11 protein-coding genes are annotated in these 23152 nt (G+C 65.0%); 9 read left to right on the top strand and 2 right to left on the bottom strand.

All coding sequences use genetic code 11. The features are described 5' to 3' along the window. Positions 1-3: 3 nt before the first annotated feature. From brxC to proA, 6 genes are all read left to right on the top strand, one after another. Complete coding sequence (brxC, locus tag V2J52_RS14190; protein WP_331228380.1) at positions 4-3507, top strand: BREX system P-loop protein BrxC; 3504 nt, start codon at positions 4-6, stop codon at positions 3505-3507. Further along, the gene (gene pglX / locus V2J52_RS14185; protein ID WP_331228379.1) at positions 3507-6941 is read left to right on the top strand and encodes a BREX-1 system adenine-specific DNA-methyltransferase PglX; all 3435 of its coding nucleotides are present in this window, start codon (positions 3507-3509) and stop codon (positions 6939-6941) included. The genes brxC and pglX overlap by 1 nt, the downstream gene beginning before the upstream one ends. Then, a complete protein-coding gene (gene pglZ / locus V2J52_RS14180; RefSeq protein WP_331228378.1) occupies positions 6934-9423 on the top strand; it encodes a BREX-1 system phosphatase PglZ type A in 2490 nt (829 codons plus the stop codon). The genes pglX and pglZ overlap by 8 nt, the downstream gene beginning before the upstream one ends. A gap of 7 nt (positions 9424-9430) precedes the next feature. Next, positions 9431-11626 (top strand): BREX system Lon protease-like protein BrxL, encoded by a 2196-nt coding sequence (brxL, locus tag V2J52_RS14175; protein WP_331228377.1) that lies wholly within the window; start codon positions 9431-9433, stop codon positions 11624-11626. A 448-nt stretch (positions 11627-12074) separates the two neighbouring features. After that, positions 12075-12401, top strand: a complete 327-nt coding sequence (locus tag V2J52_RS14170; protein ID WP_331228376.1) for a hypothetical protein — start codon at positions 12075-12077, stop codon at positions 12399-12401. Between the two features lie 139 nt (positions 12402-12540). After that, a complete protein-coding gene (gene proA / locus V2J52_RS14165; protein WP_331228375.1) occupies positions 12541-19128 on the top strand; it encodes an anti-phage protein ProA in 6588 nt (2195 codons plus the stop codon). Positions 19129-19134: 6 nt separating this feature from the next. Here the strand turns inward: proA and V2J52_RS14160 are convergent, their stop codons facing one another. Then, a complete protein-coding gene (locus V2J52_RS14160; protein ID WP_331228374.1) occupies positions 19135-20883 on the bottom strand; it encodes a hypothetical protein in 1749 nt (582 codons plus the stop codon). A 302-nt stretch (positions 20884-21185) separates the two neighbouring features. On the opposite strand from V2J52_RS14160, the gene V2J52_RS14155 reads away from it, so the two are divergent. The 3 genes from V2J52_RS14155 to V2J52_RS14145 all read left to right on the top strand — a co-directional run bounded on the left by V2J52_RS14155 (position 21186) and on the right by V2J52_RS14145 (position 22806). Then, a complete protein-coding gene (locus tag V2J52_RS14155; protein ID WP_331228373.1) occupies positions 21186-21581 on the top strand; it encodes a hypothetical protein in 396 nt (131 codons plus the stop codon). Between the two features lie 764 nt (positions 21582-22345). Then, complete coding sequence (locus V2J52_RS14150) at positions 22346-22639, top strand: hypothetical protein (protein WP_331228372.1); 294 nt, start codon at positions 22346-22348, stop codon at positions 22637-22639. Next, on the top strand, positions 22636-22806 hold the full coding sequence (locus V2J52_RS14145; RefSeq protein WP_331228371.1) for a BRCT domain-containing protein: 171 nt from the start codon (positions 22636-22638) through the stop codon (positions 22804-22806). The genes V2J52_RS14150 and V2J52_RS14145 overlap by 4 nt, the downstream gene beginning before the upstream one ends. A gap of 130 nt (positions 22807-22936) precedes the next feature. Here the strand turns inward: V2J52_RS14145 and V2J52_RS14140 are convergent. After that, the coding region (locus tag V2J52_RS14140) for a transposase (protein WP_331228370.1) at positions 22937-23152 on the bottom strand (216 nt) is incomplete at its 5' end.

Here is a 23152-nt window from a genome sequence, read left to right as displayed (position 1 = left end):
CCGATGAAACTCAACGAAATCTTCCTTAAGGACGTCACCCGCTCGATCGAGGGCGTCGTCAAGGCCGACGATTTGGAGCACCTTGGCATCGAGGTCGAGGAGTACGTCTTCACGAATGATGCCGCGAAGGGCGTCGCACCGCTGCTGGAGGAGTACACCAACTACACGAACGCTAACGGCGTGTGGATCTCGGGCTTCTTCGGCTCCGGTAAGTCTCACCTTCTCAAGATGCTTGCCCACCTCCTCGGTGACGTCGAGGGCCAGGCGTTCCCGCGCGAGAAGATGAGCGAGAGCTTCCTCGGCAAGACCGATGACGCGATGCTCATCGCCTCGCTCAAGAAGGCCGCCGCGATCCCCGCCAAGAGCCTGCTGTTCAACATCGACCAGAAGGCGACCCTGATCGCCAAGGACCAGACCGACGCCCTGCTCAAGGTGTTCGTCAAGGTCTTCGACGAGAGCCGCGGCTACTTCGGCAACGACGGCGCTGTCGCCCGGTTCGAGGAGGATCTCGACAAGCGCGGCCAGTACGAGGCGTTCAAGGCGGCCTTCGCCAAGCACGCCGGCATTGACTGGTCCCAGGGGCGCGAGCAGACTGCCCTGGAAGGTCACAACATCGACAAGGCGTTCGCCGAGGTCAACGGCGAGGCGAACCCCGGCATCATTGCCCAATACCAGAAGTCCTACGCCGTCTCGATCGAGGACTTCGCCACCTCGGTCAAGGCGTGGATCGACAAGCAACAGCCGGGCTTCCGGCTCAACTTCTTCGTCGACGAGGTGGGCCAGTTCATCGCCGACGACGCCAAGCTCATGCTTAACCTCCAGACGATCGCCGAGTCTCTCAACACCAAGTGCAAGGGACAGTCGTGGGTCTTCGTCACGTCCCAGGAGGACATGGACAAGGTCATCGGCGACCGCACCAGGCAGCAGGGCAACGACTTCTCCAAGATCCAGGCCCGGTTCAGCGCCAAGGTGAAGCTCACCAGCCAGGATGTCGAGGAGGTCATCAGCAAGCGTCTGCTGGAGAAGAACGACGCGGGCGCTGCCGCCCTTACGTCGATCTACTCCAAGGAAGCGGCGAACTTCCCGACGATCTTCAACTTCGTCGAAGGTGCCAAGACTTACCGCAACTACATCGACGAAGCTCGCTTCATCAACACCTACCCGTTCGTCACCTACCAGATCCCGATGTTCCAGGCTGCAATCGAGGGCCTGTCCGACCACAACATGTTCGAGGGCAAGAACAGCTCGGTCGGCGAGCGCTCGATGCTCGGGGTGGTTCAGGAAGTCGCCAAACGCATTGGCGGCGAGCAGGTGGGCTACCTCGCGACCTTCGACCAGATGTTCGCTGGGATTAGCGCCGCCCTGAAGGCGTCAGCCCAGAGCGCGATCCTCCAGGCCGAGAAGCACCTTCCCGACCCTGGCTCCGACGTCACGATCCTCGCCAACCGCCTGTTGAAGGCGCTGTTCCTGGTCAAGTACGTCGAGACATTCAAGGCCACGCCCCGCAACCTCACCGTGCTTGTTTACGACCGCTTCGGGCTTGATCTCCCGGGGCTGGGAGAGCAGGTGCAGGAGGCGCTCAACCTGCTGGAGGCGCAGTCGTACGTCCAGCGCAACGGCAACGTCTACGAGTACCTCACCAACGAGGAGCAGGAGATCGAGAATGAGATCAAGGCGGTCGATGTCGACTCCTCCGAGGTCTCCAGCAAGCTCTTCCGGTACCTCTCGTCCGACATCCTCAAGACCAACAAGCTCAAGTACGCGAAGAACGGCCAGGACTTCTCGTTCGGTTACAAGCTCGATGACATCGTCCAGGGTAACCAGCGTGAGCTGACCATCCACTTCATCACGCCCGAGACGAGCTACAGCGACTCCGAGATCGTGGCGCAGAGCATGGGCAGGGACGAGCTGCGGGTCTTCTTCGGCCGCGACAAGCGGCTGCTGGCGGACCTGCGCCTGTTGCTCAAGACGGAGAAGTACATCAAGCAGCGCACCAATTCCGGTGCGACGCCCTCGATGCAGGCGATCCTCCAGTCCAAGCAGGTACTCAACGCCGACCGCGAGAAGGAACTCATCGAGCGCCTGCGCCAGGCCGTCGGCAACGCGCAGCTGATCATCAACGGCGCGGAAGTCACCTCCAGTTCGCAAGACGCCGTCACTCGCGTGCTGGATGGGTTCCAAAAATTAGCTAGCCGCACGTACACGAGCCTCGGCCTGCTCGGCGGCAAGGTGTTTCCCGAGCAGCTGGTCGCCAGTGTGGTGCAGAACGACGGGGGACTGATCGACGCGGCGCCGCTCAGCGCGCTCAACTCGCCGGGCACCGAGATGGAGTCCTGGATCATCACCCAAACGAGCCTGGGCGAACAGGTGACGATCAAGAAGATCGTCGACCGCTTCGAAGCCAAGCCCTACGGATGGGACCTCGGATCCATCGAGGTGGTGTTGGGCTGGCTCGTCGGCAACGGCAAGTTGGCGCTGAGCGTTGACGCCAACCCGGTCGTTCGGACCGAGGCAGCGTCCCTTATCCGAAACACGGGCAAACACCAGCACGTTGTCGTCTCTCCGCAGAAGGCGTACGACCAGGCGAAGGTCGCTGCGTTCAAGAAGTTCTGCACCGAGTTCTTCGACGAGGGTGCAGTGCCGAGCGACCCCGGCGAGCTGGCCCGGTTCGGCAAGGACAAGCTCGCGTCCAGGCGCGACGAACTCAATGCCCTCGTCAGCAGCTCCCGGTACCCCTTCGTCAACCAGCTCGCCGGCGTCGTAGCGCTGCTCGGCGAGGTCGTTGGCAAGCAGCCCGACTGGTACCTCAGCGAGTTCGACAAGGACGACGAGCTGCTCGAAGCCAAGGCGGACCTGATCGACCCGATCAAGTCCTTCCTCAACGGCCAGCAGGCCAAGATCTTCGACGAGGCGCAGGCCCTCCTAAGTGCCAACACCGGAAATCTCGGCTACCTCCCCGTAGGGAGCGCCGACACGGTCAAAGGACTACTGGGCGATGCCAACGCCTTCCGCGGTAACAAGATGAACCAGCTCAAGGCCGCAGTCGACACCCTGCGAGGGCATATCGACGACGTCGTCACCGCCAGGCGTGCCGAGGTGACCGCGGTGATCGACGGGCGCAAGGCCGAGATCCTCGGCAGCGCCTACTACGCCAACGCCACGGCCGAAGCCCGAGAGAGCGTGACCCGACGAATTGACCAGATCCTCGCGCGACTCGCCAGCGAGAACCAGATTGCTCTCATCCTCCAGACAGGTATGACCTTCGAGCAGGACGACTACCCAAAGCTCCTGAACAAGCTCGTTGAATCGCCTCAACCCGGTCCGGTTGACCCGATCGACCCCGCGGAGCCTAAGCCGAAGCCAAAGCCGATGGTGTCGGTCAAGACGATCAGTGTGCCCGGCGCGTCGGGGGTCCTGGAGTCCGAGGCCGACGTCGACACCTATCTCGCCAAGTACCGCGCCGCGCTCGTCGCGACCCTCAACGATGGAAAGCGAATCACGCTCTGATGGAGACTGCACCGCTCAAGTCCTTCGCCACGTCGGCGCGCGCGGAACTTATCCGCGAAGTGGGCGCGCGCATCACGGCCGTGCTCGCGCAGGGTTCGCCCGAGCGCGTCGAACAGCTGCGCGCCGTGTCTGCGCTGGAACGGGCCATCGCCGCCGGGGGCGGTTGCGACAAGGGCAAGGCGCATGTGGCCGACAAGGTCGCTTACACCTGGTTCAACCGCATCATCGCCCTGCGCTTCATGGACGCTAACGGCTACACCGGCGTCTGCATCGTCTCGCCCGCAGCCGATCAGGTCGGCCAGCCCGAGGTCCTCGCCGCTGCCAAGCGCGGTCAGGTCGACGGTGACGTGGTCAAGGGCGCAAACTCAGCAGCCGTCATCGGGCTGCTCAACGGCACCCGCCAGCCGCGCCCCGGCGTCGATGCCCAAGCCGAGGCATACGCGCTCCTTCTCGCGGACTACTGCCGCTACTGGAACCGGGCCATGCCCTTCATGTTCGAGCGCGAAGGTGACTACACCGAGCTGCTCATCCCCGCCAACCTGCTCGCCGAGGACTCCGTCCTGAGCCGCTCCGTCAAGGTACTCACCGAGGAGGTCTGCCAGGACGTCGAGGTCATCGGCTGGCTATACCAGTTCTACATCTCCGAGCGGAAGGACGAGGTCTTCGCCGGGTTCAAGAAGAACAAGAAAGCCGGCGCCGACGAGATCCCCGCTGCCACCCAGCTCTTCACCCCGCACTGGATCGTCCGGTACCTCGTCGAGAACTCCCTCGGTCGCCTGTGGATGCTCAACCACCCTGAGTCCTCTCTTGCCGAACAGATGGACTACTACATCGCCCCGGTCGACGACGAGACCGACTTCCTCAAGATCACCAAGCCCGAGGAACTCACGGTCATCGACCCCGCCTGCGGCTCGGGGCACATGCTCACCTACGCCTTCGACCTCCTCTACGCGATCTACGAAGAAGAGGGCTACACGCCCTCGCAGATCCCGAGCTCGATCCTCACGAACAACCTCTACGGCACCGAGATCGATCCCCGGGCGGGTGCCTTGGCCGCGTTCGCCCTGACGATGAAAGCCGCAGCCAAGCGCAAGCTCTTCCTCAAGAACCCCGTCGAGCCAAACATCTGCGTGCTGGACCCGATCTCCTTCAGCGCCCACGAGCTGAGCTACCTTGTGACCAAGGATGGCGACCGTCACGCGGAGGAAGCATTCTGGCACCAGTTCGCCGAGGCCGACACCTTCGGTTCCCTCATTCAGCCCGACCCAGATCTGACCGTCCGGCTCGCTGATCACCTCGCGACGCTCGACGACGAAGGCGACATCCTCCGCGCCGACGCGCTCGACTGGGCGCAGAGAGTGCTTACTCAGGCGGAGTATCTCTTGAGTTGCTACGCGGTAGTAGTCGCCAACCCGCCTTACATGGGGACTGCGAGCATGGGGGCCAAACTCGTCGAGTTCGCAACGCGCAACTACCCGCAGTCCAAGAATGATCTCTTTGCGATGTTCATTGAACGCAATCTTGAGCTCGCCCTCCCTCGCGGCGAGGTCGGAATGATCACGATGCAGTCTTGGATGTTCCTCGCAGCGTTCCAGGCGCTCCGAGCACGAATTCTTCGCAGTCACGCCGTAGATACCATGGCTCATCTCGGTGCGGGAGCGTTTGAATCGATCGGAGGTGAAGTCGTCACCACCGTCGCGTTCACTATTCGGACGCGCGTAACCGCCAAAGAGACGTCAGTTGCTCGCCTGATTGATATCTCTCCCGCGAGCGCGAAGGACGCTGCTTTCCGTGGCCTCGTCAAGCAGTGTGAGGGGCCGCGATGGTTCAGGAAGGATCTTCGTAGTCTGCTGAGCGTCCCGAGGAGTCCGCTCGCGTACTGGTTCTCGCGCGAAATGACGAGCCTCTTCGAGAACGGCCGATCAGTTGGTTCCTTCGCCAAGACGGCCAAGGGCATGGTGACGGCAGATAACGCGTCCTTCGTGCGGCAATGGTGGGAGGTCTCGCTCGGCAACATCGGTTTCGACGCACCATCGCGTGCGGCGGCGGAAGCACTTGGCGCCCGTTGGTTCCCATATGCGCGGGGCGGGAGTTACCGGAAGTGGTTTGGGAACATCGACGCTGTTGTCGACTGGTCCCGCGACGGTCACGCTATCCAGACGACGATGACGCCTGATGGTAAGCGCGTGCGAGCGACCAACACGAACCTGACGCGAATCTTCAAAAGGGGGATCAGTTGGAGCAGCATCACGACCGGCCGTCCATCGTTCCGGCTTGTTGACGAGGGGCACTTGTACGACGCTGCTGGCGGGATCTGCCAGTCATCTTTCGACCTCTACTTGATGGGACTTCTGAACTCGCGGGCCATTGAGACCGTGCTTCATGGGCTCAACCCCACGATCAACTTGCCACCTGACTACGTTGGGGCTGTACCGGTCCCGGTGAGTGGCCCGAACCATTCCATCGACGACGAAGTGTCGCGTGCCGTCGAGATTCAGCGTGCGGAGTGGGGTTCTCGCGAGACTGCTTGGGAGTTCGAAGGAATAACAGCAAATGGCCGCGCAGGAAGGGTTCAGGAGATCGTCGAGGCGCGTCTGGCCCAGTCGTCTGCCGGCCAGAATGAACTTGCGGCGCTGGAGCGGCGCCTCGACAAGTACTTTGACGCCGAACTTGGGGTGGTAAGCGACGCGGCCCCAGAAGCAGGCCGTGTAGGGGCGGAAACTGCTGACGCATCGTCTGATGGAGTTCTCGACCTTGTTTCATACGCCGTCGGCTGTATGTTCGGGCGCTACAGCCTCGACGAGCCAGGGCTGATCTTGGCCGACCAGGGCGCAATGTTGCGGGACTTCCGTGCCAAGGTGCCGTCACCGGCGTTCACACCGGATGCCGACAACGTCATCCCCATCGTGGACGGCGACTGGTTCGAGGACGACATCGTCGAGCGGTTACGTCAGTTCCTTCGTGTCGCGTTCGGCGAGCAGCACTTCGAGGAGAACCTGAGGTTTGTCACCAATGCGCTCGGTGTGAAGAACCTGCGCGACTATTTCGTGAGGTCCTTCTACAAGGATCACTGGCAGCGCTACAAGAAGCGCCCAATCTACTGGCTCTTCTCCAGCCCCAAGGGCTCATTCAACGCCCTGATTTACATGCACCGCTACACGCCATCGACGGTCTCGACGGTGCTGGCTTACTTGCGTGAGTACGTGACCAAGCTGGAGTCGGCCCTCCAGCAGGCCGAGCGCGCTGGGAACGCCAAGGAAGCGGATCGGCTTCGTAAGGTGCTCGTCGAACTGAACGAGTACGAGCACGACACGCTCTTCCCGAAGGCGTCCGAGAACGTCGTGATCGACCTTGACGATGGCGTGAAGGCCAACTATCCGAAGTTCGGTGCTGCACTCAAAAAGATCCCCGGATTGGAGGCGGCCAGTGACTGATCTGACGCCCGTCCAGGATGTCCTCCAGAGCCGACTCGCCTCCCAACGAGTCGTTTTCTGGCACGACCCCGCCGGCGAGTACGCCGCCGACCTCGACGCGCTCGATCCTGGCTCGGTCAACGTGATCCGTGTCGAGGACAACGAGTTCGGTGTGAAGAACTTGATCCTCGCCGATCACGTCAGCAAGCACCTCGTCTATCGTTCCGGCGACATCCCCCGCGGCACCGCGAACTGGTTGCTCGATCTCGAACTCGCCTACGGGGTCTTCACGGCCGACAAGACCTCGATGCTCCAGCAGGAGCTTGGCCTCAACGATCCGGCTTTGCCGGTGATCGAGCAGCACCAGAAGTTCTTCGCCGCGACCAGCCGAAAGCAGGCACTGGAGAAGCTCCTGAACGACGGAGACGACGCGGCCCGCCTCCGCGCCAAGATGTGCCAGGTGCTCGTCAAGGCATCGGGCAACAAGCTGACCGACATCGTGCGCGAACTCCTTGTCGAGAACGCCGCCGGGAAGAGCACGAAATTCGACGATCTCGTCACCTTCGGCCTCGACCATTTCTTCTGGGACGGGCTCGCGAGCATCTACAACTACCCGAGCACGACGCCAACGATCGACGACTTCGTCCTCTGGATGTTCAGCCGCGCCATCGAGGACTTCGCCTCGAGCACGCCCGACGAGTTCCGTAACATTCGGAGCGACTTCAACGCCCTTCGCTACGACGTCCGCACCCAGGACGTGATGACAACGCTCGCATCCCACGCGGCCGACGCGCTCGGCCTGCAGTCAAAGATCGAACATCGCGACTACCGCGACCTGGCCGAGATCACGATCTTTGAGGAGATCGACCGCAAGGTGATCGTCGACCTCGCCGCCGCCGTCGCTACTCAGTCGGTGACACCCCGCGAGGTCGCCGACACTGTTCGGCAGCGCCAGCACAGCCTGTGGATCGCCACGTACACCAAGCTCTACGAAGCCATTCAGAGCGCGTCAGAGTTGCTCGCGGCGATCGCTGCGCTGCCGCTAGCCATCGCCTCAACTGCCGGCGGGCTGGAGAAGTACCAGTCCGACTGGTTCCACATCGACCAGCACTACCGCTGGTTCACCTACGCCCACCAGACCGCCGACTTCCAGAAGCCGCTCGAAGCGCTCAAGGCTGAGGTCGATAGGCAGTACGCCAACAAGTACCTCTATGACTTCGGCGGGCTTTGGCAGCAGGCTCTTGACCCCCTGACCGAGTGGAAGTCCGCTGCTCTTGCGCCGCAGGCGGAGTTCTTCGACCGTCACGTCGCTCCTGTGGTCAAGGACGGACGCACCAAGGCGGTCGTGATCATCTCCGACGGCATGCGTTACGAGATCGCCGAGGAACTCGTCTCGATGGTCCGCAGTGAGAACCGGTTCGACGCGTCACTCTCGGCCGTGCTCGGATCGCTGCCGAGCTACACCCAGCTCGGTATGGCGTCGCTGCTCCCGCAGTCGAGCCTGGAACTCGACCCCGCGGGTCTGCCGGTGCTCGCGGACGGGAAGCCGACGAACGGAACCGCGAACCGCGACAAGATCCTGCAATCGGTCAAGGGGCACGCCATTAATGCGGCCCAGGTCCTGGCGATGTCGGGTAGCGAACTTCGCGACCTGTACACGAAGCACCAGATCTTCTACGTCTACCACGACCGCATCGACGCCGCGGGCGACAAGGCCCCGACGGAGCGTACGGTCTTCGAGGCCGCCGAGGAGACCCTCCGCGAGCTGCTCCTTCTCGTGAAGAAGTGGACCAACGCGAACGCGACGAACATCCTGATCACCGCTGACCACGGGTTCCTCTACCAGGACATCCCGCTAGAGGGGTCGTACTACGTCTCGGAGACTCCCCAGGGTGACGCGGTGACGAAGACCAACCGCCGCTACGTGCTCGGCCGGTCTCTGAAGCGGTCCCCGTCCTTCATGACGTTCACCTCGGCCCAGGCTGGACTCGCGGGAGACCTCGACATCCAGATTCCCAAGTCGATCCACCGCATCCCGCAACCGGGCGCAGGCACCCGCTACGTCCACGGCGGCGCATCTCTTCAGGAGATCGTCGTCCCGGTGATCGCGGTCAATAAAAAGCGCAAGAGCGACGTGCGTCCGGTCAACGTCGACCTCATGCCCGAGACCGACAAGATCACCACCGGGCAGCTCGCGGTCAAGCTGCTCCAGCGCGAGGCCGTCACGGACAAGATCCAGCCGCGCCAGGTCCGGCTCGGCCTCTACGTCGGCGACACGCTGATCTCCGACCAGCCCGTCCTCACTTTCGCCAGTTCATCCGACGACCAGCGCGATCGCTACCAGAGGGCCGTGCTGTACCTGACCCAGGACGCCGACCAGTACAACAACCGGCCCGTGGAGCTGCGGCTCGAAGAGCCGATCCCGAACACGACACAATGGAAGTCGTTCTCGAAGGGGAACTACACCATCAAGCGGTCGTTCACGACGGACTTCGACTTCTAGGAGAGTCATGACAAACCTCGAAGACGCACTCGGCGAGATCGATGTCCTCGCCGCTCCGGAGGGGACCGACGCCGCCCCGGCGAAGTCCGCACTCGACGACAAGATCAACGAGCACTTCGCCGGTGCCGTGGTCCGTAAGGACCTCGTCAAAGCGGTCCGCGGGAACGCCGTGGTGCCCTCGTACGTCCTGGAATACCTCCTGGGTCAGTACGCCGCGTCGGACGACGAGGCGACGATCCAGGCCGGGATCGACAGCGTTCGCCAGATCCTGGCGACCCACTACGTCAACCGCAACGAGCACATGCTCGTGAAGTCGGAGATCCGCCGCAAGGGCCGCCACCGCGTGATCGACAAGGTCACGGTCACGCTCAACGAGAAGAACGACGTCCATGAGGCAGAGTTCGAGAACCTCCAGGTCAAGGGTGTCATCATCGATGACGTCACAGTCAAGCAGAACCCTAAGCTCCTCGTCGGCGGAGTCTGGTGCATCTGCGACATCGAGTACTTCCACTCCGACGACCAGCGCGTCGTGCCCTGGATTCTCGGCAGCCTCAAGCCCATCCAGGTCGCCGGCGTCGACATCGAGCACTACTACGACGCCCGCAAGGCGTTCACGACCGAGGAGTGGATCGACCTGCTCATGCAGTCGATCGGCCTCAACCCCGAGCAGTTCAACGAGCGCGGCAAACTCATCGCCCTGACCCGCTTGACCCCGTTCGTCGAGCGCAACTACAACGTCGTCGAACTCGGACCGAAGGGCACCGGAAAGTCGCACACGTTCAGCGAGTTCTCCCCGAACGGCATCCTCATCTCCGGCGGCGAGGTCACTGTCGCCAAGCTCTTCGTCAACAACGCGAGCGGGCGCATCGGCCTGGTCGGCTACTGGGACTGCGTCGCGTTCGACGAGTTCGCGGCCAACCGGCGCACCGACCAGAACCTCATCAACGTTATGAAGAACTACCTCGCAAACAAGTCGTTCTCGCGAGGAACGAGCATCTACGGCGCCGAAGCGTCGATGGCCTTCATCGGCAACACCACGCACACCGTGCCGTACATGCTCAAGAACACCGACCTGTTCGACGAGTTGCCCGATGCCTACCGCGACCCCGCCTGGCTCGACCGCATCCACCACTACATCCCGGGCTGGGAGGTCGCCCCGATCCGCTCGGAGATGTTCTCTACCGGATATGGCTTTGTCGTCGACTACCTCGCCGAAATCCTGCGCGCCAAGCGGTCGGAGGACTTTTCGGACAAGTACAAAGACTACTTCGCGCTCGACAACTCGATTTCGACACGTGACCAGGACGGTGTTCGCAAAACCTTCTCGGGGCTGATGAAGCTTGTACACCCCACAGGGGAGGCCTCGGAGGAGGAGGTTCGCGCGCTGCTCGAGTTCGCCATCGAGGGGCGCAAGCGAGTCAAGGACTCGATCCTGCGGATCGACGCCACGATGCGCGATACGCCGGTCCACTTTCGTTACTCCGACTCAGCCGGGGCATGGCACGACGTCACGACTCTTGAAGAGAGCCAGTACCCGCAGCTCTACCGGCGGGACTGGGATGCCGTGCCCAGTGACGACGGCGGATCTGATGACGGCATGACTATGACGACCCAGTTGGTCGCAACTCCTGGCGCGTCGGGCTCTACTTCTCCGGCCGCGCAGGACGTGCCGACGGAGCGTGCAACTTCACCGCTGACAGAGGGCTACCGTGACTTCACGGCGGGCCAAAAGGGCGTCTCCTACGAGACTCTCCTCCTGCCCTACCTTCGCGGCGCATCCAAGATCACCATCACAGACCCGTACATCCGTATGCCGCACCAAGGACGCAACCTCGCGGATCTGATGAGCTTGCTCGCCGCTGTCAAGGACGACGCGGACGAGATCGACGTCGAGCTTGTCACCACCGAGGAGCCAAAGACCGAGTTCAAGCACAATCAGCTGCTTATGCTGAAATCGATCAAGGACGCGTCCGACGCCGTGGGCGTGCGCCTCGGGGTGCGGCTGGACGACAAGATCCACGACCGTCGTATCGAGACCAACCACGGCTGGCGTATCGACCTCGGCAAGGGTCTCGACATCTGGCAGAAGCCGAGCGACAACCCGTTCGACTTTGGCCGCAACCGCCAGGAGTTCCGCCTGATTGGATCAGCATTCACGGTCCACTACGTGCGGATCCCTGTGGGAGGTGTCGAGGAGCGGTGAGTGCAGCGATAGGTGGTGAAGGGTCGGAACGTCGGGCGGTCGTCGGGCGAGCGCCGAGGCGTCAGCCAAGGACCGGTACCCGCGGCTCTCCGTAGACGCGGAACCTGCGGTGATCGGAGCAGCCGAGATTCGTCATCATCTGTCGTCTCCCGCCGATACGTTGGGCGGTAGCGGGGGGATGCCAGGGCATCGCGGGCGACATGAGGTAGTTGATCAGTGGACAACGCAGACAGTGCGGCAGCAGAGCATACCTTCACCGCCGCCGCAGGTCCGTCGCGACCAGCAGTGGCCGATCACCAACGTCGAACGCGCCACCGACGGCTGGTCCACCCACGCTCAGGGCTTGTCGGAGCTTCCGCGGCACAGAGGCCACCTCCTCCACCGCCCTGGACGACATCCTGGATAGTGCGGAGGAGCCGCAGTGTTGCTAGTTCGATTGGGAAATAGAATGAGCACTGATTACCGAGACCTGATTGACGAGTCGTGGCGCGAAAGGCTCGGCTGGGACAAACTCTCCGAGGCGGAGCAAGATCAACTGGGTCGCTACGCCTTGTACAACTATGGGCTCGGGAAGCACACCCAAGCTGACATCGAGAGTGTCAAGTACGGGGGCCGCCTCGTGACACTCGATGACGGCTCGCGATGGGAAGTCGATTCGCTCGACGAGTATACGGCCGAGCGTTGGGGGTACCTGACCAAGGTCGTAGTAATCGACGACAAGATGTACAACCTCGACGATGCTGAGGCGATCTCCGTCACGGAAGAGACCGACTGAACCTCGATCCCCTCGCACGCACCGACTATGAACCTTGTGTCAGTGCTCCGTGGGACGGTATTGGCTGGTGTCGCGCCCTCGACCAGGAGGGTGGGCAGCAAGGAATCTACGAGAACGGTAGGTCGGCGTGATTACTGCAATGCTTACGGACAAGGAGCGTCAGACCCGCGGGCTCGACGCGTTAGGTTCCGGAGTGGCGCCGCTCGTCGCTGAGCGAATGACACGTGCGACCCACGGCAAGCCGTGGGTGCCGCTCTACGAAGCGAAGGAGACCGCGCGCCTCGGTCGCCCGTACCGTGCCGACGCGGGCGACCCGCGACTCATGCTGCGGATCCTGCGCTACGAGCGTGGCGTGTTCACCGAGATCGACGCCTCGCAAAGAGCATGGATCGACGAGCTTATTCAGGCCTCCAACCGTGCAGCCCACGCGTCCACCGTGACGCGGGCCGAGGCCGATCGTGCCCTAGACACGATGGCATTGCTCGCGGACTCACTCGAGCTGTCCGACGTCGTGTCCGCCCTGACCGCACTCCAGGCGCTCGGGAACACCCCTGCCCCAGACGCAGTGCCGGCACCGCCGGCCCCATGGGACACGACCCCAGCCCCAGCTCCAGTCCCTGCACCGCCGGCAGCCGAGCAGCGCGACGAGATGACTGAGCCTCCGCCCGCGGAGGAGTCGACGCCTGACGTGACTGCGCCGCGTCAGGCGGAGCGCGTGGTCGTCGAGGGCTTTCCTCGTGACGGTATCCGGGTGCTCTCAGCCCGCACGGGCGAGCTCGACGTCGTCGTCCTGTATCGCGAAGCGGTGAACTACGCCCTCGTCCACAACCGGGTCTCGCCGATCGCCGCCGTTCGGGTGCAGAACAACGGCCTCCAGCCGATCACCGACGTCGCCGTGACCATCGAGCTCGACACCCCACCGGCACTGTCCGGATCGCCGGTCGCCTCACCACTCCTGATCCCGATCGGCGTAATCGAGCCAGGCGACCGGCTGGAGGTCCCCGTCCACCAACTCGCCTGGCGGCTCAACCCGGCACCCTTCGTCACGCTCGACGAAGCAATCCTCACCGGCATCCATCTCACGGTTGCAGCCGGCGCCAACGCCGGTAGCGTCTGCGTTCGGGATACTGCCGACGCCCGACTCCTCACCGCTGAGGAGTGGTGGGCTCTCAGCATCCCCGAGAGCCTCGCAGCCTTTGTCCGCCCCAACGATCCCACCGTCATCGCACTCCTGACGGAAGCTAGCGAGCTCCTCGCCACCCGCACTGGATCACCCTCGCTCGAGGGTTACCAGTCCGGCCCGGAGCGAGTCCACCAGATCGCTGAGGCGATCTACGACGCAATGGCTGCACGGCGTATTACCTACGTCGAGGCTCCCTCCTCCTTCGAAGGCACCGGCCAACGCATCCGGAACCACTCCCAGGTCCTCGGGGAGCGACGGGGCACCTGCCTGGATCTGGCCTGCACCTACGCCGCTGCCCTTGAGCAAGCCGGTGTGCACCCCGTCCTCGTCGTCGTCGAGGGCCACGCATTCACCGGCTACCTCACCGAGGAGACGGAGCTCCCGGCCGTGGCGCTCACCGATGAGGGTGCCATTGTCACCGTCGCCGATTCCGACGTCTTCGACGCCGTGGAGACCACTGCGCTGTGCGTGCGAGAGGAACCGGTGCCCTTCGACCAGGCACGCGGCCTCGTGCGCCGCTGGTGGCGGTCTGACCTCGCCAAGGTCGACTACCTTCTCGACATTCACGCCGCTCATCGGCGAGTCAAGCCGCTGCCCTCGATCCGGGTCGAAGGCGGCGTGCGCGTCGTCGAGGTCGTCCGGGAGAACGTGCAGACACCACTGCGCCGCGTGCCTGCCACCACGGCCACGCGTCATGCCCGGGAGACGAGCACCCCGCCGCGCGTTGAGCGGTGGCAACGAGCCCTGCTCGACATGACCTACAACAATCCATTGCTCAAGCTGAAGAACGCATCGAGCACGCCGGTCCACGTGCCCTCCGCCGGTCTCCCTCGACTCGAGGACAAGATCGCCGACGGGCACCAGATCAAGCTCCTGGCCCACGATGAGCTCGCTGCCATCCACCGCGCCCAGGGGGCCCGCACGGCCGCCGACGTCGAAGCTGACGCCCTGCGGCGCATCATGGACGAGGAGAACACGCTCTTCGTCTCCCTCAGCCAGCGCGAGTACGCCACCCGGTTGCGAAACATGCAGCGCAAGGCACGCACCACGCTTGAGGAGACCGGCACCGACAGCCTCTATCTTGCCCTCGGCACACTGGAGTGGTCCGAAGGCGTTCGAGAAGGACGGGCCCCACTCTTCCTTGCGCCCGTCCGCCTCAATGGCGGGCGTGGCGGTACACGCTTCGGTATCGAGTTCGACGAGACCCGAGCGATGGAGCCGAACTACTGCCTCGTGGAGAAGCTTCGCGTGACTTGGGGCCTGGAGATCCCCGAGCTCACTGACCCGGGCGAGGACGAGTCCGGCATTGATATCGCCAACGGACTGGCCGCCGTGCGTTCCGCGCTCCTGCGCGCGAAGCTGATGGACTTTCGCGTTGAGGAGACGGCACACCTCGCCCTGCTGCAGTTCTCCACCCTCGAGATGTGGCGAGAGCTGCGCGAGAACTGGTCACAGTTCATGGATCGTCCGGTGGTTAAGCACCTGGTGGAGAACGCGGGGCAGCCCTTCCTCGACGACATCGAGCCGCCAGCGGCAGACTCTGCCGCCGAGGCAACCACGTACCTGCCGATCCCCGCCGATGGTTCCCAGATCGAGGCCGTGCGATGGGCGGCCGCCGGGAAGTCGTTCATCCTCGAAGGTCCTCCCGGCACCGGCAAGTCCCAGACCATCACCAACCTGGTCGCGCACTGCCTGGCCGAGGGTAAGAAGGTGCTCTTCGTTGCCGAGAAGCAGGCAGCGCTCGACGTCGTGAAGAAGCGGCTCGACGCCATCGGACTCGGCACGCTGAGCCTTGACCTCCACGGCAAGAACCAAACCGTCACCGCAGTGCGGCAACAGATCAGCGACGCGCTCGACGTGCCCGTGCTTGCCTCGTCTTCGTGGGAGGCCCTGCGCTCCAGTTACCGGACCCTAGTGGAGTCCCTCGCGCGCTACCCGCAGCACCTGCACGAGACCGGCCCGGTCGACATGTCCGCCTGGGACGCACGACAGGTCCTCCTCGAGCTCGAGGAAACCATGGACCAGCAGACGGCCCCGGCTCTCGAGGTGCCGCGGGGCGTCGTCATGGGGCAGGTGGCGCTGGGCGACGTATATGAGGCCGGCCGCGACCTCGGCAACGCCCTGATGGACCTCGGCGTCCTGCCTGACCACGCACCCTGGCGCCTCGCTGGCGTCCTCGACCCCGCGACGCTGGACCGCGGCGCTGTTGCGCGAGCGCTCCAGGAGCTTCGCGAGGCCGAAGCTGCCCTCAACGCCTCCGCCGTCCGTGAGGCCGTGGCAATCGCTGGCACCCCTTCGGAGCTCGGCGTGATTGCTGCTTGGCTCGACGCCGTGCATGCCGGCATGGGGCGCAGCTCGGTGGAGGCCGCGCAGATTGTCACACCCGCGTGGCGCGCCCATGCCCAGCAGGCTCGTGAGGCAGTGGGGCACTTCCGCGGGAATCAGGGCCCGCGGCTCGGGGGCTTCCTGCCCCGTGTGCTCGAGCTCGACCTCGACCGGTTCGTTTCCCGGTCGGTCGAGGCCGATGGGCGCATGTTCGGCAAGAAGAAGCGCCGGATGGTGATCCTTAGCGACCTGCAGGAGGTCATGCGTGGGCCGGCGACCTTCCCGCTCAAGGAGCTCACCGCGGTCCTGCGGGGTCTGGCAACCGTGCGCAATGAGATGCGTGGGCTCGTGCAGCATGTCGCCACGCTGCCCGGGATCTCCCTGCCTTACGGGTGGAACCCCCTGGACGAGAGCCAGGCCGAGGAACTGGACCGCGCCATCCACGGTCTCGAGGTGCCCGCGCACATGCGCGCAGTCATCGGCGCGAACCGGCCAGATGCGGAGGCAATCCGGGGGGCAATGGACCGGATGACCGCCGAGGCGTTGAGCGGTCCTGCGCACGCTGTGACCAGCGGTGCCGCAGTCCGGCGCCTCGACAAGGCATGGGGCACCTTCCGCCAGCAGCTCCGTAGCACCGACGACGACGTCGCCCGCTGGCTCGGCTCCCGCACTTGGGGCGAAGCCCTGGCGGCGGACATGCAGCGCTGGACGGCCGATGCGTCCGGTAGAGCGTTCATCGGTCTCCAACGCTGGCTACGGGTGCGGTCCGCGCTCGCGCGACTGGAGGCACTCGGCCTCGACTCGGTGACTGGACCAGTCCGAACCGGCGCCCTGCGCGGCGCTGATGCGGAGAACGCCATACGTCTCGCGGTCGCCCGGGCGGTGCTCGATGAGCGCCTGGACTCCACCGGCCTGGCCGGCTTCGACGGCAGCGAACGCGGGCGCCTGGTCGAGCGGTTCCTCGCCTCCGGCGAAGACGTCCGGCAGCGGATGGTTGCCGAGCTCTCCGCTCGCATCGTGCAAGCCCGCACCTTCGACCCCGCCGCACGCACGGGGATGGTCGCAGAACTACGCCAACAGTTGGGCCGCCGCCGGGGCGGTATGTCGGCCCGCCGCCTACTGCAGCGTTTCGGCTCCCTCATCACCCAGGTCACTCCGTGCTTCCTGATGAGCCCAGCCTCGGTGGCCCGGTTCCTGCCGGCCGACGCGATCGACTTCGACGTCGTCGTCTTCGACGAGGCCTCCCAGATCCGCGTCCCGGAAGCCATCGGAGCAATGGGCCGGGCACGGTCCGTGGTGATCGTCGGCGACTCCAAGCAGATGCCGCCATCGGCAATGTTCGCCGCGGGCGGACCCAGCGAGGACGAGGAGGACGACCTCGCCGACGGCTCCCTCCCAGTCCCGGTGGACCTCGAGTCGATCCTCTCCGAGGGCGTGGAGTCGCGACTGCCGCAGCTGCTGCTCACCTGGCACTACCGCTCCCGCGATGAGTCCCTCATCGCGTTTTCCAACAGCCAGTACTACGAGGGGCGCCTGTCCAGCTTCCCGACACCACCGGCACACGGGAAGATGTCGGCACTGCACCTACGCCGTGTTGACGGGGTGTGGGAGGGCGGCGGCCGCGGCGCCGCACGCATCAACCGTGCTGAGGCCGACGCAGTGGTCGAGGAGATCCGCGCCCGCCTGGCCCGACGCCCCGAGCAGAGCATCGGCGTCGTCACCTTCAACACTCGCCAGCGCGACCACATCCTCAACCTCCTGGACGAAGTGCGCCAACACGACACCAGCGTCGAGAAGGCACTCTCACGGGAGGACGAGCCGCTCTTCGTCAAGAACCTGGAGAACGTCCAGGGAGACGAGCGCGACACCATCTTGTTCACCTTGGCCTTCGCAGCCGACAAGCGCGGAAAAGTGCCGCTCAACTGGGGGCCGCTCAGCCGTGCAGGCGGTGAACGCCGCCTTAACGTCGCGGTGACTCGCGCCAAGGAGCAGGTGGTCGTGTTCTGCTCTTTCGAGCCCCACGAACTGGATCTCGCCCGCTCTTCGTCCAAGGGCCTCGCCGACCTCAAGGACTACCTGCTGGCCGCCCGCAACGGCATTGAAGCCGCCGGGCTACGCCGCGCCGAGGCCCGCGACCTGCACCTCGATGAGGTCGAGCAGGCTCTGCGCGGTGCCGGGCTCGAGGTTCGCACCCACATCGGCCTGTCTGACTTCACCATCGACATCGCGGTACGTGCCGGGACACAGCACCCCTGGGTGGCTGTCATGCTCGACGGTCCGGCGTGGGCAGAACGCGGCAGCGTCGGTGACCGTGAGGGTCTTCCCAGCACCGTGCTCACCGGGCGTATGGGGTGGTCTCGCGTCGAGCGCATCTGGCTGCCCACCTGGGTACGTGACCCAAAGCCGGTGGTCGAACAGATCGTAGCTGCGGCGTCGGAAGCACACGAGCCCGCGCCGATCGACGCGCTCAACTTCCCGCTCGAGTCAACGGGTAGCGAGCGTCCAGAGCGCGACATGGTTGTGCCGGCGACAGCGGAGCCTGGCCAAGACGCTGATGGGGGAGGGGGACGAAGCCGGGCGGCGGACTACGCGCCGCCCCGGGGCATCGAGCCCGTGCGAAACACTGCACTACCGGCACCGGTCATGGCGCCGTCAGTGACCGTTCCGCCGACACAACCCCGCTTCGAGCCGGCCTCGACGTCAATCAAGCACGGCTCGTGGATGCTCGATGACCGCACGCGGTCCTCAGTCGCTGGCATCCGGGAGGAGATCGTCGACGTGATCCAGGCCGAGGGGCCCGTACTGGAGGATCGACTGGTGCGCATCGTGGCAGCGCGCTTCGACCTCAGCCGCGTCCGCGAGTCCCGCCGTACGCAGATCCTTGATCGGGCACCACGCGGGCTCGCGCGGACAGCGAAGAACGGTGACGTCGTCTACTGGACAGAGGGCGTAGACCCCGACTCCTACGCCGCCTTCCGACTTCCCGATGACAAGCGCGACATCCACGACGTGCCCTACCAAGAGCTGCGGAATGCGATGATCGATACCATTCGTGGCGCGCACGGCATGGAACGGGAGGATGCGCTGCGGGAGACCGCGCGTGTGTTCGGCGTGACGCGCCTCGGGGCCAAGGTGCGTGAGCGCCTCGAGGGCGTGCTGGTAGCGACGGTCGCGGAAGGCTTCCTGGCCGAGCGGGACGGGATGGTGTCCGAGGCGTAGCGATACTCAGTTGGTCGCTTGCGTCGGCAGGTGCGGGCCGATGTAGCCGACGTACACACGACCGTCGACCGCCGTCGCGTCGTAGTAGTGGAGACGGGGGGAGACCATCGCGAGCTGGGCGATCTTGAAGTGCGCCCCCATGAAGACTAGACCGCTCCCGTGGACGGTCGTAGGCACACGCAAGGTGCGTGGGCCAGCAAACTTCGGGTTGCTCCTGACGTCCTCACTCTCATTGGCAGCGTGCCGGTTGGCGGAGAACGCCGCGTAGCCCTCGGGTGGCTGCATGAGGTACTGCTGGACCCCGCCCGCGACCGCGCCGGAGCTCTTACCTCGGGCATAGCCCTCGAGTGCCACCAACGCGGTCCAGGCTTTGGCTGCGGCTCCGACGGGCATCTTCTGGTCGAGCACGTCGCAGTGCGTCGGGTCGCCCGTGAAGCGGACGTGGGTGAACTCGTTGAGCCGGACGAGCAGCTCGGCGAAGTTCTCGGGAGCGATCTCCAGCCCCGAGGGCTCATCGAGCTCTGCCCACGCCGACTCGTGCTGGCCGGCCTCCATCAGGCGCCGCCGGAGGGCGAGGACCGTCCGCTCCAGTTCGGAGGCAGTGTGCTCGGCGTCCGCCCACTCCAGCTGAGCATCCTCCGACTCACTGCGGGTCTCGATGAGTTCCTCCTCGAGACGCAGCAACCTGTCGTTGAGAGCGTTCGCGCGGGCCACGGCTCGTTGCTGGGAGGCCAGGAGCTGGACGTGCTCCGCCTCTCGAACCACCGACTGCTCACGTTCGTCCGCGAGCCTTCGCAGGAGGTACTCATCAAGGTCGGCCGCGAACAGTTCCTGGGCGAGCTGCGCGAGCGTGTCCGGTGGGGCGGGAACCGTAGGGGCTGGCAGACTTAGCATCGACCGAGGTGTGGTGTCGCGGGCCGATGGTGCGACGGTCCGGGGAGCGCTCTCGATCAACGGGGTTGTCGTGGCGGTGGGAGATGACGCCTGGTGCGCGTCGCTGGAGTCCTCGTCTTGACCGACCAGGGCAGTTGGCCGCCAGCCCAGGACCCGGGCGTCGGTCGCTGCGAGCAATCGGGACTCCACGCGGCCCGCCCAGCGGGGGACCGGCGTCTTGAGCGCCAGGTCACGGGCCCGAAGACCAAGCGACTTGCGGATTCGCCCCGCCGGGCTCTTCAGGATTGTCTCGGTCGTGAGCAAGCGGTGCCGAAGTGCGTCGAGGTCGCTGCTCGGGTCGAGCCCGGGAAGGTACGTACGCAGTGTGCCGGGCCTGACCGCGTGGCGAGTTCCCACGACCTGCGCGAAGCGCTCAGTAGCTGGGCCGTCGAGTACGTAGCCGGCCGACAGCCCGACCGTTTCGCCGAGCAACGCCTCGACGTACTCTGCCCAGCGCTCGATGGGCAGAGATTCGCTACCCCCTGCTACAAACACGGGCCCGCGGCGCTGGTGGCTGGTGAGCACGTTGACCAGCTCTTCCACTTCACCGGGACCGATGAGTGTGGGAGTAGGAGTCAATGGCGCGCCGTGATCGTCGCCTGGAAGCGTTGCCAGGATCTCTCGTGCGACCCGGGGCCGCGCCGCCCAGACGTCCTCGACACCTTCCTGCTCAACATCGACCCAGACCCACGGGCGCTCACCGGTGGTGCCAGGACTGTGGGCAATGATCTGCGTGATCCAGGCGCCCTTTGGGTCAGAGTCCTCACGAAGGGTGAAGAGTGCGGACGATGAGCCGTCCGCGCTGGTCTCGGTGGTGATCACCGCTTCTGCCCGCTCGCCGACCTGTGCGACGTCGCCATTGGCAGTCAGCAGCTCTGGTGCGTACCGCTTGCTCCGTAGCCACGCGTGTACTTGTGCCAATACGGCCGGGACAGGGTCTTCGGCGACATCGACGGTAAAAAGTGATCGGTACCCCAGCACAGCAACACCCCTCCGCGTGGACCGCCGTTGAGGCCCTTCTCCGCAGACTCTACGGGCTAGTCGAGCTGCGCGTGGGAAGTAGTGGAAGGTGCGGGGGACCGCCCTGACCGACGTGGGCTGATGCGTAAGCGTACGATCGCTCCATGGCCGAGAACGAGCCCGGGGCTCTGCAGGGGGATATCGACAGGCAAGAAGTGATATCGCGATTGTGCATTCGAATCACCGAAGACGTCTTGAGCGAGGGTCCTGAGATCTCGGCCGATGATCCTACGCTCTTGGCCGCCGTCAAGGCGGCGACCCAGTACGTGGAGGGCCGGCAGAACCTCGTGTCCCTCAGGCGTTCTGTGGAGTCGGCGAGATCGGAACTGCAGACTGCTCTTGCCGCTCTACGCGGAGGGGTTATCGCAGCGGCTGACTCTGGTGTCGCGGAAACACAGATAACCAAACAGGCGGGGCTGAATCGGCAAACAGTCCGGACGTACGTGGGGAAGGACTCGTCCAGGCGGGGCAAATGGCACAGCCTCCGCGAGAGCCTGTAAGGGTGTGCGTGGTGCCGGCGACGGTCTTGTCATGAGGTGCCGACGAACCGTTCCGGAGGCGGCGGCACAACACCCCAGTCCTTGTGCGGTGCGGTCTAGAGCGAGAATGGCGTTGTCGGCGGCCGCGATCGTGTCGCGGGCCTGGGCGCCGGCGCCGCCGCAGGCACGGTCACGGTCGGCGTCCTCCGGCAGCCGGAGCGTATTGTCGATCCTGAACCACCGGCGCGGGCCACGACGGTGTGCACGGTGTCACCGCAGCCGGCGGTGCGTGCGATCAGGAACTCGATCTGCTGGACGCGTTGTCTCGCCGTCGGCCATGCAGAGCCAGGTCCCCGGGCCTGGCCAGCGGTACTAGGGCTGGCGGGCGATCTTCAGTACAGGCCCGGCACCGAAGGCTGAGAGGCCGGCGAGAGGTTGGCCGAGTTGTGATCATCGATGACCAGCCAGGGCGACGGAGGCACTGGAGTCTCCTGAGACGCGGATGGCGTCCTTGCGGAACTCCTTGGGAAACGCCTTGGCATGGTGCACAACTTTCGAGCGCCGACGCCGTCGACGCTGATCAGATGGCCCCTCTCCGTGCAGCAGTCGCCTGTCGAGGGACAGTGAGAACTGCCCAGGGACGCGGCACATGCCCGTCGCTGCGGTCATTCGTGTGCTCCGGGCGCGGATCGGAACTTGTCAAGGTGGATGAGACCAGAGGGAGTGAAGCGGCGGCTGTCAGTTCCCCTTGATCTTCCGCAGGCCGGAGCCAGGTGGTTAGCGACGTGCTCCTGCGCGGAGCCCGGACGGCAGACGTCCGGCACCGAGCGGCGTTCCTCAGTGACCCGGAGCCGGGCGCAACCCTGCGTCAGATCGTCAACAGCCGGCTGCGGTCCGTCCTGGAGCGTGCCTCCGGGCTGTCCCTCGACCTGGTGGACCGGCTGCGCGAGCTCGAGCAGCTGCTGGGGATCGACGTGGTGGACGCGCTGCGACGGCGACGGCGATCGCCGCCGTCCTCACGCCCGGTACCCGGGTGTGCTTCGCCGGCACGGTGCGAGCGCCGGACGGCCGCACGATGAGCAGGGAAGAGATGACCGGCCTCGCCACGGACTGCGGCCTGGTGCCGGTGCCCTCGGTGACCAAGACCAAGTGCGACGTCTTGGTTGTCGCCGAGGTCGGCACCCAGTCCGCCGAGGCGCGCAAGGCTAACCCGGAACTTTCACGGGGTGGTGGGCTGAGGCTGTGACGGCGCGGTAGCCGTTTCTGAGGTCGATGATGGCATCGGGGTATGACAGCGGCCCGGGTCTCGCGCCGGGTTGGCGCCGGTTTCAGGGGCCGGTGGTCTTGCAGGAGGTGCTCGGGACGGGGCCTGGCGATCAGGTCGGGGCGGCGAGTTGTCGTAGCCGGGTGATGGCGCCGGCGGCGAGGCGGGCCCATGGTGCCTGGTGGGCGAGGTGGAGCACGACGCGTCGGGCGCTGCGGGCGATGGTGGTGGGGATGGTGAACAGCCGCAGCCGCAAGCGTTTGGGCTCCCAGCGGCGGGCGGGATGATCACCGAGGGCGAGCATCTGCATCCAGGCGGTGATCTCGGC

Origin of the sequence: Georgenia sunbinii (assembly GCF_036421875.1) — a bacterium.
Lineage (GTDB): Bacteria > Actinomycetota > Actinomycetes > Actinomycetales > Actinomycetaceae > Georgenia_B > Georgenia_B sunbinii.
The sequence above is the reverse complement of the archived record's forward strand: the minus strand, read 5'-3'. Positions and strand labels throughout refer to the sequence as shown.

What these genes read in the sequence shown, in the direction of transcription:
- brxC (WP_331228380.1), top strand. Translation starts at nt 4, where the DNA reads ATGAAACTCAACGAAATCTTCCTTAAGGACGTCACCCGCTCGATCGAG.
- pglX (WP_331228379.1), top strand. Translation starts at nt 3,507, where the DNA reads ATGGAGACTGCACCGCTCAAGTCCTTCGCCACGTCGGCGCGCGCGGAA.
- brxL (WP_331228377.1), top strand. Translation starts at nt 9,431, where the DNA reads ATGACAAACCTCGAAGACGCACTCGGCGAGATCGATGTCCTCGCCGCT.
- V2J52_RS14170 (WP_331228376.1), top strand. Translation starts at nt 12,075, where the DNA reads ATGAGCACTGATTACCGAGACCTGATTGACGAGTCGTGGCGCGAAAGG.
- proA (WP_331228375.1), top strand. Translation starts at nt 12,541, where the DNA reads ATGCTTACGGACAAGGAGCGTCAGACCCGCGGGCTCGACGCGTTAGGT.
- V2J52_RS14155 (WP_331228373.1), top strand. Translation starts at nt 21,186, where the DNA reads ATGGCCGAGAACGAGCCCGGGGCTCTGCAGGGGGATATCGACAGGCAA.
- V2J52_RS14145 (WP_331228371.1), top strand. Translation starts at nt 22,636, where the DNA reads ATGAGCAGGGAAGAGATGACCGGCCTCGCCACGGACTGCGGCCTGGTG.